Raw genomic sequence first — 15,875 nt, forward strand, 5'->3', positions numbered from 1 at the left:
AAAGCCTTTCGGGAATTCCTGAAAGGCTTTTGTTTTATATCAAAAAAAGATTCTTAGGACAAAAAGTCTTTAAACCATAATCCGGAATTTTTAATGGTCCGTTTCTGGGTCTCAAAATCAACATGAATTAATCCAAACCGGGCATTGTAACCTTCGGCCCATTCAAAGTTATCGGTCAGGCTCCATACAAAATACCCTTCTACGTTTAAGCCGTCATTTTTAGCTTTTAAGATTTGTTCTAAATGATCCTGTATGTAATGGGTTCGTTTGATGTCGAATACTTTACCGTTGGTTACCGTATCAGGAAAAGCAGCGCCATTTTCGGTAATGATAATTTTTTTGATTCCTTCGTATTCATTAAACTTTTTCAGCACATGATACAGCGCAGGCGGATACACTTCCCAGCCCATTTCGGTCGAAATTACATTTCGTTTCTCAGCGCTGACCAATTCGGCACCAATATAAGGAATGAGCATGGATGATTTTACCACTTCGCGCGTATAACACTGCAGACCGATAAAATCAAAGTCAAAATCGAGATTATTTAAATCATCGTCCAGAATATAATTATTGAGTTTTTTTAGTACCGGAAGATCTTTCTGTGGATAACCTAAACCTAAGATAGGCTCAATAAATGTACGGTTTAAAAGTGTATCGACCCGTTTAGCAGCTTCGATATCTTTAGCGTTGTCGGTTGCCGGTTCAATATGGGTACAGGAAAATGTGGTGCCTATATTGGCCTGTGGAATCTGGTTCCGAATAATTTTAGCTCCTGCAGCGGTGGCCAGCGTAACATGGTGCATGGCTTTTAGGTAATTGGTTATCCCTTTTTTACCGGGAGCATGAATTCCTAAAAAGTAGCCCGCTCCGGTAAATACCGAAGGTTCATTGATTACCATCCAGTTTTTAACACGATCGCCAAAATGACGGGTACAGACTTCCACATATTCAGAAAACCAGGTCACGGATTCACGGCTGGTCCAGCCGCCTTTTAATTCGAGTTCGTGCGGCAGGTCCCAATGATAAAGCGTAATCCACGGTTCAATTCCGGAAGCCAGCAGCGTGTCGATAATTTTGTTGTAATAAGCAATTCCGGCCTGATTTACGGGATGAGTTCCTGAAGGCATAATTCTGGGCCAGCTTATGGAGAACCTGAAATTTGGAATGTTTAATTCCCGGATCAGATTAATATCATCTTCATAAGAATTATAGAAATCACAGGCGGTAAGGGCATGATGGCCGTTTTTTATTTTTCCTTTCTGAGAGGTAAAAACATCCCAGATCGAAGAACCTTTTCCGTCAGAATCATGTGCCCCTTCAATTTGGAAAGCAGCGGTAGAAACACCCCACAAGAAATCCTCACCAAATTGGTTTTTGTTCAGAAATGAGTTTTCAATTTTATTCATTCAATAGTACTTTCCTTTATTTTAAACGGTTTATTAATGAAGGAAAGAAGATTGCATGGCTCTTAAAAAAAGCCATTCTTTGAATGATACCAGAAAATTTAGATTAAATAATTTCATAATGATTAGTTTTATATCAAATTAAAAAAACTAATGTGAAATTATTGTAAACTCATTATTATCAAATGATTAAATAATGAAAATGGGAAGACTTAATCTTCCCATCCGCAAATTGTCAACCCCTGCCCCTGAGCCTGTTTAAGTGATGTTTTTACAATTTCCTGCTTACAGGAGGATAAACCCCGGCAGGTTTCTTTAAGATGGTATTTTTTGGCTCCTGCCGAACCGCAGATATACACTTTGGTTTCGGGCGGTCTGAAAGAAGTCAAAAATAAGGTTAGTATGATTAAGGTATATTTCATGATATGTTTTTTTATTTTACCACAAGCTGGTATTCATTTCCCTTTTTATCAAGAGCTTTAAGTTTTCCGTGGGAAACCCATTCCGTATTAATTTCAATTTCCGGAACAGTGTCTGTGACTAAAATTCCGGCACCGTATTTCCCCTCGGTATTAATGTTTCCAAAAACGGAATCGCCTTTGCTGTTTATTCCTTTTACATCATAATTGTATTTATAATGCCCCGGATTTCCGGTTCTGTATTCATATTTATAAGTGGTATTAACATGATAGGTTTTGGCCTCTTCCGGCGTAATTGTTTTACGGTCATCGGCTGTTATTACCGGTTTATAAAATGAATTGATCTGCGAAGCGGGAGGAGGGGCATCTGTTCTTCTGCAGGAAAACAGGACAGGGAGTAAAAATGAAAGTAGGAGTAAGTATTTTTTAGGCATAGGCACTTGTGGTATTTAGTTAGCTGCGATAAATCTAATTAGAATTATGTTCTTTAAAATGAGTACTTATACGGGAATTCGAGGTTTTTTTATTGAATTAATCTTTCAGCAATTTCTTCCCTGCTAATAATTATTTGAGAAGGAAGAAGTATCTGTATATTATTATTTATTGGATTTCGAAAAATTTCAAAGCTTCCACGGCAGTTTTTGTATCGAAACAAGAATGCTTTTAATCCCTTTATAAAACCTTTTTTTTGAGTTATTTCAAAAACATAATTGGAACAGGATTTTTTAAAAATACATTCTCTCCTTTTAGATGGAGGAATCGTCTTCCAATATATTCGGATAACAAACAGGATTAAATATTTCATTTTCTTTGAAAAACGGCCATTTGTCTATTGGTTGTAAATCCAGGCTGAGCCCCAATTCCAAAACAGCCGGTTTGCGCATGAACGTAAGTCGAGACTACTTCTAAACGAATATACTCCCAGCCCTGATTGGCGAAATGTTTTATTAAACTTTCCAGCTGTTCAGCAACATGTTCAGAAGTTCCCTTTTTAGGATCGATTGAGGCCACGAATGGCACTACTTTGTATTCCATGATTTTTTGATTTGATTATTACTAAATGATTTCATAATTCAAAAGTAAAGCCAATCAAAATCAGTATGGTATGGAAATCCGTAATAGAGTTTTTTTTTAGAAGTTTTTAAACAGAAAAAAGAGGATATTTAAAATTCCTCTTTTAAAACTTTACGGGAAGCAGTTTTATTTTTTTGCCAGAATAAAATTTCTGATAATAGTATCCATATTAGAAGGCAGATCGGCATTTTTAATTTCAAAATGTTTTACTTTCATCTCTTTCAGCCATTTGCTCCAATAGGCTTTGATTACCTTTTCTTCGTAAGGATTGTTTTTAACCGGATTTATTCCCAGTACCAGTACTTCAAGATTTGATAGATCGTGACCAACGTTAATAAAACCAAAATTTCCGGTATCAAATTTCTTCTGCCAGTCGTTGGTATTCAGATTATTTTGTTTGATTAACTGAGGAGTTAGATAACTTGATAAATTTCCGTTTTTTATTTGTTTTCCTTCGTAAAACATATATCCGTCAGTTAGTATAACCAGAATATTTCGATATTCACTTTCTATGCATTGATCCTGAACTTTATTGTCGAAAAAGTCCCAGATATCAGATCCTATATAGTTATTATCTTGAATGGCGGCTTGATATATTTTGGAAGTTTTTGAAGCATAAGTTGAACTTACAGAGTTAAGCAATTCACGAGAAGCATTATTTTTGTCTACTGTAATCCTCAATTCTTTTGCAATGGAGTTAATCTCAGGATTTTTAGGTTCGGGATTAAAGAACAACTGCATTTTATCCTCGATTTGTCTTATTCTTTTCGATTTTAAATGCTGGGCAAAAGCTTCAGATACTGATTTGATATATCCTAAATCTCTTTGATAGATTTCCATTGCTGGATTTGAATTTTTGCGGAGACTTATACGGTCTGATAAATCAACTAAAATACTAATGTTGTAGTTTTCAGAGACAGTATTTTTTACAGCTGATTCTTTTTTCTCATTTTTAGGTTCTTCTCTGCATGAAAAAAAGGCAATCAATAATAACGATGCTGAGACTTTTAGTAAAGTATGTTTCATGAGCTTAGTTTTTAGAATATACCAAATGTTGAAAATCAGGATCTACTAAATTGAGTTTGCTTAAATGCTCTTCTGAGTAAAGTTCGCAGCTTTGCAAAAGCTCTTCTTTCTCTTTATAGGGTAAAGCCAATTCAGTACCAATTGCCTGAAACCAGCCTTCTTTGTATTGATGGTGATAATGCAGATATTCTTTTACAGGAAAAACGAAACCGTCTATTTTGGATTGAAGTTCAGATATTTTTCCGTTTATTATAACGATCTGCTGCTTAAAATCATTGATTTTGTTAGCATATTCGGTCTTTAATTTTTCAAGATTAAGTAAGTTTTCTTTTTTGCCTCTTATAAATGCCCGAATTTTATCAATATTCTCAAATTCTTTCATAACAAAATCAAATACAAGTCCCCAAATAATATAGACAACAAAACCTGCGAATATGATCATCCAGAATTCTGGTTCTCCCAAAGCAATGTTTAGATTGTACGGAGCAGAATCAGTTGTCTTATTGAATTCATATATTTTTTTCTCAATGATATAGGCCAAAAGTGAATCAAAGAGAAAAGTAATGGTAAAGAGAGCAGCCAGCCTAAGAATATTTTTGATTCCTTTTCCTTTTTGAACCATATGTATAACATACCCTAATCCCATAAAAACAAATGGAATGGTTATTACCAAAACTCCTTCAAGCCAGCTGGCTTGAAAAGCATTTGTAAAAGCATCGGCATCAAAAATGGCAGCTGTTAAACTGTCATTGGAAAATTCTTTGAAAAAGGCAGAATAAGAAGCAGAAATATAAAATACAAGAACATAAAGCGTGATGGGAAGTAATAGAATAAGTCCGATGTAAAATTGAGCTTTGAGCCCTTTTCCTTCCTCGATTCCATATTTGTCCGGATTACGTTTTACTTCGATAATTTCGTTTTTGATCTGATCCATGTTTTCATTGAGATCCTGCTCTTTTTTTTCATAAATACCAATTGCAGCTTCAGATTTTTTAAGTTCAGTTCTGTTTTTTTCCTGTTCCTCACGATAAGGCTGTTTTAAACGATCCTGTTCCATTTTTTGTTTTCGGCACTGATCTTCAAAACTCATATACAGGTTTTGCAGGCAGGCTTTTAGTACAATGGGTTTTCCAGTAGCTTTTATCGAAGCTGCAAAACCGCTTTGATAATAGGTAATCCGGATCTGTTCTCTGTCTTCTTCATTTCCCTCATAAGTTTTAGAGAGAGAATCTTCGACTTTTTTTAAACTAAATAATTGTGAAAGTGGTTTCATAGTTTAAGCGTTTAGTTGACTAATAATTTCTTCTTTTCCAATATTATTCTGAACACAATCAATAAGATAATCAGATAAGTCATTGATGTTTTCTTCTAAAAAATCAAATTTTCGGCAGTACTTTTTCAGCATGTTCAGTTCGTCATCTGTAACTTTTCCGTCGGCCCAAATGATTCGGGTCAGATCGTACAGATATTCAATTTTAGTGTTGAGTGCTTCCGGAACTACAAAATCTGAATTAACCGGATTTAGAAAAAGTTTATCCAGCTCCTCTTTAGGAATCCCTCTTTCGTCGGCAAAGTGATATAACATTTGGAGTTCTAATACATCAAACTGATCGTCTGATAATGCCATTTGGTATAGTCTCAAAAAATGGCTTTTAAGTTCTAGTGTTATCATAATTATATTCTTTATTTTAAAGATTCGCAAACAATTCCATCTCCATCTGCATCCAGATTTTTGTAACAGCTTTTGTTGCTGTTATAGGCAGCCTGTGCCTGTGCTCTGGTCGCAAAATCGCCACAGGTTTTTGTTGGACAGTTTGAACCTGAATTTGTAGTGTCGTTTGTAGAATCAGATGATTCTGAGCAAGAAATCATCGAACTAAAGACAATAGCAAATAAAATTAGTAATAGACATCCGTTGTTTTTGTTGGAGAATTTGGATCTGTGACTGGTAAAATGACCCTGAACATAAGTTCCATCTTTTCTGTAATATCCTTTTCTATATCCCATAGTTATTAAAGTTTAAGTGTATATATTAAAAATGCAAGAAATCCTGTGAAGGCAAATAACACAAGACATCCGCTGTTTTGATATCGGACGCCGGGTATGCCTGTTTTTGTTGAGTAGCCATTTTTACTAAATGTGCCCATTTTGGTTCGTAAACTTGGAGAAATTCCGGATTTACTAATGTTTAATCCAAGTCCTCCTCCAAGTTTTACTCTTTTTTGAAATCGAAAGCCCATGTTTTTTAGTTTTAGTTTATAAAAGTTTTTCTTAATTAAGAAACTTCGATTAACATTTCCCTTTTCATGTCTATTGAAGTCAAAAAGGTTATTTTCGTTTTTTGTAATGGTTATGTGTACTGGAGTTTTTGTACTTTCCTCCTTTATGAGAACTGCCTTTTCCGCCTTTGTAATGGCCATTTTGAGCCTCAATACTGTTTCCTAATACAAGGAAGAACAGACTGAATAGAATAACTAGTTTTTTCATGATTTTAAATTAAATTGATTAATAACCCAAAAGTAAAACCAATCAAAACCAGTATTTTACGGAAAACCATAATCCGGAAATTTAATTTCGGGAAATAAAAAAAGCTCCCGAAGGAGCTTTGAAAAAGTAGAATTGATAATGTTTAGATAATTCCCATATCTTTTGTAATAGAGACTAAATGAACTGTATTGTTGGCTTTAAAGAAGTCTTTTAGTTTTGCCAGTCTTTTTTCCATGGCACTTTTGCTGTTGGGTTTTGTTTCTGTGTTTTTAAAGATTTCTATAATTTCGTCCTGCGAGGTTCCGGCTGCCAGATATTTCAGGATTTTGATATCGACATCGTCTATTTCGAAATTGCTTTTTTGCTGCAGGGCGGATGAAACGTCCTGTGAAATAAAAATCTCATCTGAAGTCGAAATAGTATGAATTGCTTTTTTCAGGTCTGTGATGCTGTTGCGTCCTTTTAGTACAAAAGCGTCAATTTCGGCATTTTCAAAAAGAGATTTGATACGAAGGTTTTTATCTTCGACAGAATAGGCAATGATTTTGATATCGGGCTGCAGTTCACGGACTTTTTGAATCAGCTCGTCGCCGCTGGCGATTTTTACTTCACGATGGTCTTTTTTAAACGAAAGATCGCTAATTAACAAATCATAAGGCTCGTTATCCTGAATAGCCTTTCTGATTTTCAGAAAAGCATCGTCACAATATTTGGCATGTTGAAAATCGACAATGTTGAGGTCTTTTAAAGTTTGTTCGACTGCTAAATTGAATTCTTCAAAATCTTCGGCTATAATTACTTTTTTAAACATAAACGCTTATTTAGACATTGTTATTTTTACTTTAAAACCTTTACCGGGTTCTGTGTCAAAAGTAATGCTTCCATTATTTGACGAAATACGGTTTTCCATATTTCGTAAACCATTTTTAATAATTTTTGTTTTTTCGCAGCCTTTTCCATTATCGCTGTAATCTATGAATAAAGTATTGGAGCTGCTTTCAAATTTTAAAACCACAACAGAAGCAGCACTGTGTTTTTTCATATTGACCATCAGTTCATGTAATACCCGATGAATAGCAATCTTTTTTAAATCTTCAACAGTGTCCCAGTTTATTTTTTCGATCCTGTTAATACTAATATTGGTCAGGCTGCTGTTATAAGCAGAAAGCATTTCTTTTAAGTTGTGAGGGTAAGCAGGACCAGTATCAATATCATTGTTTTCACGGGAAATGCCACGAACACGTGAGTAGATATCGTCAAGTTTCTGTAGTAGGTTTTCTTTGTTGTTTTCGTTGGTTAAAGGCTGGGTCTGCGTGTAGGTAATGGCATGAAAAACATCATTTGCCAGTCCGTCGTGAATATCTTTAGCAATTCGGGTTTCGGTGTCATAAACGGTTTTAATTTGTTCAAGACGGTTTTTGTGCTTGTAACGTTTTCTTAAATAAACACCTAAAGATCCAATGATAATTAGAGTAGCAAATAATATGATTTTATCTTTTTCGGCTTCTTTAAGCGCTACTAAATTTTCGGCTTTTTCTAATTTCAGTTTTTGATTTTCGTCTTTTTCTTTTTTAGAATCGTATTTTATTTTGGCGAACTTGTTTTTAAAATTGTTTCTGACTTTTATAATACTGTCGTTTATTACCATATATTTTTGAGCATATTTTGTTCCCGCATCATTGGCAATTAATAGCGATAATGCTCTTAAACGTTCATCAACACTATTAAAATTAGTGGCTGTTTCATAAGCTTTTTTAGCGTTTTCATTTGATTTGGAAATATTGGTTTCCGAATAAAATTCGGCCAGGTGAAGGTAACTTTCGATGCTTCCGTAGGGGTCGTCATTTTCTTTTCTAATCTTTAGACCTTCTGTCATGTAGGCAAGAGCCTTGTCATTATTGCCTTGATTTTTAAAATAAACATAGCCTAAATTATCTGTAATCCGGGCTTTATTCATTAAGGGAACTTTTCCTTCGAATACTTTTTTGTCAAGAATAGATTCCAGAATTCTTATGGCTTTATTGTATTTTTTTTGCTGAATATAAACAACGGCAATATTATTTAAGGGTGATTGCCTGGAGAGAAAATCGGTACAGTCTTTTAGAGCCTCGTTATAATAGTAAACAGCTTCATCGTAAATAGCCAGTTCCTTGTAAGCAATTCCAAAAAAGTTATTGATCGCAGCGCTGTAAATATCTTTTTTCCTGATGTAAGGCAGTGCTTCCGTCAGTGTTTCGGTACTTCCGTAATAATCTCCGTTTATTTGCTGAATTGAAGCCATCTGTATTAAGCAGTAAACGATGTTTTCACTGTCTTTTGCTTTTTCATATGAAGATTTTGCTTTGTTAAAATGGTAAAAAGAACTATTGAATTTTTTTTCCTGAAATTCAGACATTCCTTTTTCTCTCCAGACTAAGCCCGTATTTTGATAAGTTTCGTAGTCGATAGGAATGATCGTTTTTTCTTTACAGGAAAAGAAAAAAAATAAAATAAAGGAATAAAAAAACGGGGAACGAAGCATAACACTTACTTTCCCCGAAAATACTAATTAATACTCTATTATGTAGTATTATCCGTTATTTTTTTGGTGGCGGAACCACAATTGGTGAATCACCAGGACCGTCGTCATCAATATTGGCCTGTCCGTCTGCCGGAATTACTTCTTTTTTTATTTCAGTGTTTTTTGCAGCTGTTTCGAATTCATCAGCAGTGCAGGAAAATAATGTTGTTGACAAAAGGATACACGCTCCCCATACATATAAAGTTTTCATTTTTTTAAGGATTAAAAATTAGACAATGGGTATTGCTGTCCGGAACTTTTCCGGTTTTTTGGTTAGGTGCAATACCTGATTTTGTTTGGGAAGTGAAATGCGTCGAACAGTAAGATTTTCATCTATACTTCCCGGATAAAATCCGCCTTACGGTTTTCCGCATTTGTTAATAGAACTAGTTTTGTACATTTGTTCTAATCGCGAAGTAGAACGATAACTGATTCATTTACAAGGCAAAGTAACGTCGCTTATTCGTGGTTTTTTATAAGGAATTCCCGGAATTCCCGCAATGTTTAACCTTTCCTGAAAATGTTCAGGAATTCCTAAAAATTACCGAAGGCCTATGTACAACTATACTATTGAAGATTATAAAAAAGCGATAAAAGCGAAATATGAAATTGAAAGACAAAAAGTGAATTTTGCTTATTTGGAGAACCCTTCTCAGGGAAAACTTCGGGACTTATGCTGGGAGAAATTTGCTGGAGAAGCTCATCAGGATGATCTAAAAGTTTTTAGCGATTTTTTTGGATTTCAGTTTGATCCGGCCAAAAAGAATTTCTTTAAGGAGCAAAAAGATAAGTTTAGACCCTTAGTGTCTTTTTTTAAAGGAAGAACGGATCCTGCTAATATTGAAGCGGTGGATCTTGCTGCTATTTTGGTAGATTTTCATAACAGACCTTTTAATAAGTACAGAATAAAAGGCAGAAGCGAAGAAATGGTTCTAGGCGATTTGAAAGATGTTATGCCTGATAATTTTATACGAGATACAGAAAAACCTAAGTATTTAAATGATTTTCCGGATCAGCAGATAAAACCACTTACGGGTACTATTGCTATTAAAACGAAATCTAATGCTTTAAAATATTTAGGAGCGGTAACGGTCGTCTGCCTTTTAGGTTTAATAGTTTATTTAGCTCTGCCGAAAAAGCAATGCATGCAATGGTCTGATGATCACTATGAGAGAGTGTACTGTGATTCGGAAATTAGTGGTATTGGCAGTTTTACTACTATTGAACGTTTAGATAAAACCATTCTTGATCTTCATAAGATAAAGGTTACTGATACTACTGTATTCTTTGATAAAAATGGTCAGGCGATAATTTGGTATGCGAAGACATCTAACGGAATTGATTTTTTTAATGGTCACGGAAGACACCCTGAAACGGGAACTTCTCTAAAACCAGTGACACGTTATATATTAAACAAATATGTGAAAGGTAAAATTTAAGTTAAAATGCGATTTATGTAAAATATTCGTAAAATCATGGAATTTTTTGTAAGTATATACTTTTAATTTAGCATTATTAAATTAAATCAATAAAAAACAAATCGACATGAGAAGTAAAAACATAGTATACGTATTAGCCTTGAGCTTGGGAATGTTTGCTGCGTCGTGCAGCAGCGATGATAACGAAGGAGAAACAATAGTTCCGTTAGCAGGAAAATATAATTTAAGTAAAACAGGGACAATTGTAGATGGGAAGGAAGTATTAGTGGATGCTCCAGAAAATCAGGAAGGATGTACCAGTAATAGAGATTATTTAGAATTAAAATTAAGTAATACAGCTGTTATAGGGGATTACAGCGGTTCAGATTGTGCTTTAGTAGAAACAACAGGAACTTACGTAAGATCTCACAATGATTTAACGATCACGATTGGTAATGTCAGTTCAACCAGTGATATCATGAATTTAACTAATAAAGAGTTGAAAATCAAAGATAAAACTACCGGTGTAATTACGGTTTATACCCGATAAAAGGAAACGTAAAGTACTTCTGATTCAATAGAATCAGAAACAAAAACGGAAATGATTTAGTAAAGTCATTTCCGTTTTTTTATGATTGTATTTTAGATATTATTCCATTGGAATGTAAATATTAAAAACGGCTCCTTTGTTTTGTTCGCCTTCAGCAGTGATAATTCCGTTATGGTTTTCTACAATTTTTTTTACAATGGCGAGACCAATTCCGGTTCCGTTATATTGATCTCTTCCGTGCAGGCGCTGGAAAACATCAAAGATTTTTTTGCTGTATTGCGGTTCAAAACCAATTCCGTTGTCCGAAACCCTGATATGACAATATAACGTTTCATTTACCAGAAGTTCAGCATTAAAATCAGAACCTTTACCAATTTTACTTTCAATTTTGATAAGAGGCGGAACATCGGGTTTTGAAAACTTCAGGGAATTGCTGACCAGATTGTAAAGCAGCTGTCTGAATTGAAACGGAATGATATTAACAGCCTCCGTTTCGTTGCTTTCTATCACGGCATTTTTTTGTTCCAGTTCTTCCCGCAGATCTTCTTTTACTTCGGTAATGATTGTGGAAAGTTTTGTTTTTTCGAATTTTCTTTCCTGAATATTGGTTCTCGAATACGAAAGCAGATCGTTAATTAAAGTCTGCATTCGCCGGGCTGCATTTTGCATTCTTTTAAATTTATCTTTTCCTAAATCAGATAAATTTCCGAATTCTTTATCGAGAATCTGGGAGGCGAAAGTTTGTATTTTTCGAAGCGGCTCCTGTAAATCATGACTTGAAATATAAGCAAAGGACTGAAGTTCCTTGTTCATATGTTCCAGTTCGGCATTTTTTTGTTCCAGTTCTAAGGCATTCTGCGTGATTTTATCGTCGGCCTTTTTCTTTTCAGTCAGGTCATGGGTTACTTTCGAAAAACCTATAATCTCATTGTTTTTATTATGAATGGCAGTTATCACGACGCTTGCCCAGAACCAACTGCCGTTTTTGCGCACACGCCAGCCCTGCTGAACAACTCTTCCTTTTTCTCTGGCCAGTTCGAGTAAGGTATCAGGAATATTGTTTTTTTGATCTTCGGCAGTATAAAACACAGCGATGTGTTTTCCGGTTATTTCCTGTGCCTTATAGCCTTTGATTTTCTCGGCTCCCACGTTCCAGTTTTCTACGATTCCGTCCCTGTTAAGGTATATAATAGAATAATCTTGTATTTCTTCGACCATTAAATGGTAACGCTCTTCACTTTTTTTGAGAGATTCGTACATCTGGCTTAGTTCTCTTGTTCTTGCCGTTACCTGTTGTTCGAGTTCGTGTGTAAAAGCTTTTTCGGTATGGATATCGGTAAAAGCACCAACCCATTTGATAATTTTATTTTCGGCATCCAGAACCGGTTCGCCAATCACGGCATGCCATCTGTAACTTCCGTCTTTTCTTAAAATCCTCACATCCGATCGGAAAACCTGACCCGTGTGGAGACAGTGGTTCCATATTTTTATGTTTTCATTAAAATCGTCGGGATGCACCATAGACTGCCATTCAAAATCGCTGGTAGGTCTTATTCCGGTATATTCTACCCATTTTCCAGAGGCAAAAAGGCCAATTCCTTTTATATCGGTTTCCCAGATTAACTGCGGAATACTTTCGGTAAGAGAACGGAAACGTTTTTCACTTTCGGCAATTTTGTTGCGGGCTTCTACTTTTTCGGTTACATCGACAATGGTGGCCCTGATACCTGAAATGTTGTTTTCGGCATCATACATCGGGGCATATTCAAAATCGATATAAAACAGCGTTTCGCCCTGATCTCCTTTTATGATTATAGGTGATTCTATTTCAGAATGTACTTTGCCGGATGTATAGACTTCGGTAAGCAAAGCACCGTATTTCTGATCCAGAAGTTCAGGAAAAATATCAAATAATCTTTGGCCCTGAACATCACTTTCTTTTTTCTTCCAGATGTTTTTTAAAAGTGCAGCATTGGCAATTTCAATCACCATATCGCTTCCTTTTAAAATAGTTTTAGGAATAGGGGACTGCATAACAAGGTTTCGGAATCTTTTTTCACTTTGTTCGAGTTCCTGCTGATGTTTTTTTTCACTGGTAATATCCCGAACGGTACCAATTAATTTGTCAGGATTGTTGTTTTCGTCATAAAATACTTTTCCTTTGCCTTCAATCCAGTGTACTGATTTATCCGGCCAGATGGTGCGGGCTTCGTAGTGCAGGTTTCCTGATGCGACGGCTTCTTTAAAGGCTCTGTTGCGAATGTTCATGTCATCAGGATGCAGGTGCTGCAGGAGTTGTTCATGCGAAAGTACGACATTTTCTTTATATCCGCCCACGATTTCGAGATAACGCTGTGAATAGCGGGGTTCACGGGTTTTTACATTGAGTTCCCACGTCCCCAGTTCACTGGCATCTACGATAATGTTGAGGAAATCTTCGTTTTGCTCGATCTTTTTTCGGACTTCTACTTTTTCGCTTACTTCTGTTACGGTTACAATAATTCCGGTTATTTCCCCATTTTCTTCCCTTAACGGGTGGTACAGAAAATCAAAGTACCAGATTCCATGTTTTCCATACCTCTTTAAAGGAATAGGCATTTCGTTACCATGATAAGGAATACCGGTTTTTAGAACATTTTCTAAAAGCGAATTAACGGTTTCTTTAACTTCCGGCAGTGAATCAAACAGCGGTCTGCCCACAAAATCTGCTTCTTCTCTGTCTACGAGTTTTAAGTAGGCTTCATTGGCGGTTTCTACAATATAATCCGGGCCTCTTAAAATGGTTATACCCAATGGGGCTTGTTTGACAGTATTCCGGAATCGCTTATCTGCAATTTCAATTTTTTTGGAGGCGAGATGTAAATCGGTAACTTCGGCGGCGGTATTCATAACGGCATATACTTTTCCATTGGCATCAAATAAAGGGGTAAAGCTGTAATTAAAATAAAAGCTTTCGAGTTTATTGTTAATGGTAATATCGATTTGTGCATTTTTGTTATGGAAGGATTTTCCGGTATCAAAAACACTTTCAACCTGCTCAAAAACAGATTGATTGTGGAGCTCAGGCAGGATTTCTTTATAGGTTTTTCCAATAACATCCGGGCCTTTTCCCCAGACTTTTATAATAGATTCATTAGCGAGTTCGATACGCATTTCTCTGCCGGTATAAACGGCAATAGGAAATGGGGCATTTTCAACCAGCTGTCTTATTTTTTGTTCACTTTCCTCCAGTTTTGTACGGGCCGCCACCTGATCAGTTACTTCGATGGCCATGGCTACAACGCCTGAGATATTGCCTTCAAAGTCCGTTAGGGCTTCGTATATAAAATTGACATAGGTATTTTCTGTTTTTCCGTCCCGGGAAAGTTCGACCAGTCGTTCGTTGGCGATAAATTTTTTTCCGGTACTATACACATTCTGAATGAGTTCTTCGAGTCCCTGGTCTTTTATTTCAGGCAGTACATCAAAAATAGATTTGTAGAGTATTTTTTCAGAAGTGGTTCCCCATAACTGAATCATTTTTTCGTTGGCAATTTCTACAATATGACTTTTTCCCCTAAAAATACACATGGCCAGCGGTGCCTGCATCATGTTGCTTTTGAGCTGTTCGTTTTTTTCTCTTAAAGTATCGGCTGCCTTTTTTTTGGCCGTAGTTTCAATAACCGTTACCAGAATGCCGCCAACCTGGCCGTTTTCTATTTTTATGGGAGAGTACGAAAAATCAAAATAGCAGGTCTCTATTGTACCGTTACGGTTTAAAGGCACTACAAAATCCGGAAAAGAGATTGATTTTCCCTGCATTACTTCTTCAAACAGAGGACCGGTAAAAGACCAGATTTCAGAAAAAGTTTCTTTTGGACTGGTTCCTAAAGCATCCGGATGTTTATCAGGACCAATAATTTTACGAAAGCCGTCGTTATAAAGCTGTGTAAATTCTTTTCCCCAGGCAATGTACATTCCAAAAGGATTGTTAAGCATTACCGAAGTCATGGTACAAAGGCTCTGCGGCCAGTTTTCAGGATCGCCTAAAGGGGTTTTGCTCCAGTCTTTAGAACGTATTAATTCTCCCATTTCGCCGCCATCGGCCAGAAAATAATGTTCCTTATGTACACGGCTTGCCATTAAAAAGATTTTAGGGTTGAATTATAAAATTCGTTCTCTCGGGCTGCTTAAAATTATTTTGCGAAGCAGCCGTCAGGGCATTGGCAATAACCGTTTTTAATTTTGAAAAATCACCGGGTTTTCGAATATAGAAGGTTGCCCCTTTCTGATACATTACATCAACAATTTCAGTATCTAAAGAAGTAGAAAAAATAATAATCGGAAAATCTTTAAGACTTTCAATCTGTCTGATCTCTACAAGACATTCAGAACCATTTTTTCTGGGCATATTTAAATCAAGAAATAAAACATCCGGGAGACTGTTTGCAGAGGTTTGGGCTAAAAAATCCATTAACTGAACGCCGTCATTCACTGTTACAAGAGTTGTTGCCTGCGATAGTTCATCAAGGGCCTCTTCAAAGAAAGAGCAGTCATCAGCGTCGTCGTCAGCAAGTAAAATATTGTAAATCTCGTTGTTCATAGGGTAATAATCAGTTTTTTGGAATTAAATAATAAAAACAAAAAAGAACGGTTTCCTGTTTGGGGAAAAATTATTTTTTGTGGTATGATGAAATAAATACCTATAAAAATAACGTATTTAAATGAAAATTAATAGACCTCATGGGATTTAATGGGTGAAATAAGTTATTTTGTAAGTTTAAATTTATGTTTTAGAGTTTGGCGCTGAAAGGGACTGATCCAAAAAATGCCATACAATTTTGCAGCGGAACTTTCGTTATTTATATCAGACTGCAGTTCTTCGCAGATTTAAAAATCCCTTATTTTACGGCTGTTTACACACTAAAAGTTGTATAAACATTCTACAAAGTGTAAAAA

18 protein-coding genes are annotated in these 15,875 nt (G+C 35.7%); 2 read left to right on the top strand and 16 right to left on the bottom strand.

Translation table 11 applies throughout. The annotated features are described in order from the left end of the window. Nucleotides 1-53 precede the first annotated feature (53 nt). The 14 genes from ACODST_RS24950 to ACODST_RS25015 all read right to left on the bottom strand — a co-directional run bounded on the left by ACODST_RS24950 (nucleotide 54) and on the right by ACODST_RS25015 (nucleotide 9,180). Nucleotides 54-1,406 carry a GH1 family beta-glucosidase gene (locus ACODST_RS24950; RefSeq protein WP_488934809.1) on the bottom strand — a complete coding sequence of 451 codons (1,353 nt, stop codon included), beginning with the start codon at nucleotides 1,404-1,406 and terminating at the stop codon, nucleotides 54-56. Between the two features lie 209 nt (nucleotides 1,407-1,615). Next, nucleotides 1,616-1,825, bottom strand: a complete 210-nt coding sequence (locus ACODST_RS24955) for a hypothetical protein (protein ID WP_488934810.1) — start codon at nucleotides 1,823-1,825, stop codon at nucleotides 1,616-1,618. Nucleotides 1,826-1,836: 11 nt separating this feature from the next. Continuing rightward, nucleotides 1,837-2,256: a hypothetical protein gene (locus ACODST_RS24960; RefSeq protein WP_488934811.1), complete on the bottom strand. Its 420-nt coding sequence runs from the start codon at nucleotides 2,254-2,256 to the stop codon at nucleotides 1,837-1,839. An 89-nt stretch (nucleotides 2,257-2,345) separates the two neighbouring features. After that, a complete protein-coding gene (gene yidD / locus ACODST_RS24965; RefSeq protein ID WP_488934812.1) occupies nucleotides 2,346-2,627 on the bottom strand; it encodes a membrane protein insertion efficiency factor YidD in 282 nt (93 codons plus the stop codon). Beyond that, nucleotides 2,624-2,857, bottom strand: coding sequence for a hypothetical protein (locus ACODST_RS24970; protein WP_488934813.1), 234 nt, complete (start codon nucleotides 2,855-2,857; stop codon nucleotides 2,624-2,626). Before ACODST_RS24970 ends, yidD begins: the two co-directional genes overlap by 4 nt. 165 nt (nucleotides 2,858-3,022) lie before the next feature. After that, complete coding sequence (locus ACODST_RS24975) at nucleotides 3,023-3,922, bottom strand: hypothetical protein (protein WP_488934814.1); 900 nt, start codon at nucleotides 3,920-3,922, stop codon at nucleotides 3,023-3,025. A gap of 4 nt (nucleotides 3,923-3,926) precedes the next feature. After that, nucleotides 3,927-5,195: an ABC transporter permease gene (locus tag ACODST_RS24980; RefSeq protein WP_488934815.1), complete on the bottom strand. Its 1,269-nt coding sequence runs from the start codon at nucleotides 5,193-5,195 to the stop codon at nucleotides 3,927-3,929. A 3-nt stretch (nucleotides 5,196-5,198) separates the two neighbouring features. Continuing rightward, the gene (locus ACODST_RS24985; RefSeq protein ID WP_488934816.1) at nucleotides 5,199-5,594 is read right to left on the bottom strand and encodes a hypothetical protein; all 396 of its coding nucleotides are present in this window, start codon (nucleotides 5,592-5,594) and stop codon (nucleotides 5,199-5,201) included. Between the two features lie 11 nt (nucleotides 5,595-5,605). Next, nucleotides 5,606-5,929 (bottom strand): excalibur calcium-binding domain-containing protein, encoded by a 324-nt coding sequence (locus ACODST_RS24990; protein WP_488934817.1) that lies wholly within the window; start codon nucleotides 5,927-5,929, stop codon nucleotides 5,606-5,608. Nucleotides 5,930-5,934: 5 nt separating this feature from the next. Then, the gene (locus tag ACODST_RS24995; protein ID WP_488934818.1) at nucleotides 5,935-6,162 is read right to left on the bottom strand and encodes a DUF4236 domain-containing protein; all 228 of its coding nucleotides are present in this window, start codon (nucleotides 6,160-6,162) and stop codon (nucleotides 5,935-5,937) included. 88 nt (nucleotides 6,163-6,250) lie between these two features. Then, complete coding sequence (locus tag ACODST_RS25000; RefSeq protein WP_488934819.1) at nucleotides 6,251-6,409, bottom strand: hypothetical protein; 159 nt, start codon at nucleotides 6,407-6,409, stop codon at nucleotides 6,251-6,253. Nucleotides 6,410-6,551: 142 nt separating this feature from the next. Continuing rightward, nucleotides 6,552-7,220 (bottom strand): response regulator, encoded by a 669-nt coding sequence (locus ACODST_RS25005; RefSeq protein WP_488934820.1) that lies wholly within the window; start codon nucleotides 7,218-7,220, stop codon nucleotides 6,552-6,554. A 6-nt stretch (nucleotides 7,221-7,226) separates the two neighbouring features. Then, on the bottom strand, nucleotides 7,227-8,930 hold the full coding sequence (locus ACODST_RS25010) for a tetratricopeptide repeat-containing sensor histidine kinase (RefSeq protein WP_488934821.1): 1,704 nt from the start codon (nucleotides 8,928-8,930) through the stop codon (nucleotides 7,227-7,229). Between the two features lie 55 nt (nucleotides 8,931-8,985). Next, a complete protein-coding gene (locus ACODST_RS25015; protein ID WP_488934822.1) occupies nucleotides 8,986-9,180 on the bottom strand; it encodes a hypothetical protein in 195 nt (64 codons plus the stop codon). 343 nt (nucleotides 9,181-9,523) lie between these two features. Between ACODST_RS25015 and ACODST_RS25020 the strand changes: the two genes are divergently transcribed. Beyond that, a complete protein-coding gene (locus ACODST_RS25020; protein WP_488934823.1) occupies nucleotides 9,524-10,408 on the top strand; it encodes a hypothetical protein in 885 nt (294 codons plus the stop codon). Between the two features lie 106 nt (nucleotides 10,409-10,514). Then, entirely contained in the window at nucleotides 10,515-10,937 is a 423-nt protein-coding gene (locus ACODST_RS25025; RefSeq protein WP_488934824.1) for a lipocalin family protein, read from the top strand. A gap of 99 nt (nucleotides 10,938-11,036) precedes the next feature. On the opposite strand, the gene ACODST_RS25030 is transcribed toward ACODST_RS25025, so the two are convergent. Both ACODST_RS25030 and ACODST_RS25035 read right to left on the bottom strand, forming a co-directional pair. Beyond that, a complete protein-coding gene (locus ACODST_RS25030) occupies nucleotides 11,037-15,059 on the bottom strand; it encodes a PAS domain S-box protein (protein ID WP_488934825.1) in 4,023 nt (1,340 codons plus the stop codon). Nucleotides 15,060-15,069: 10 nt separating this feature from the next. Beyond that, nucleotides 15,070-15,519 (bottom strand): response regulator, encoded by a 450-nt coding sequence (locus tag ACODST_RS25035; protein WP_488934826.1) that lies wholly within the window; start codon nucleotides 15,517-15,519, stop codon nucleotides 15,070-15,072. Nucleotides 15,520-15,875: the final 356 nt, after the last annotated feature.

This window comes from Flavobacterium sp. FG19 (assembly GCF_057809475.1).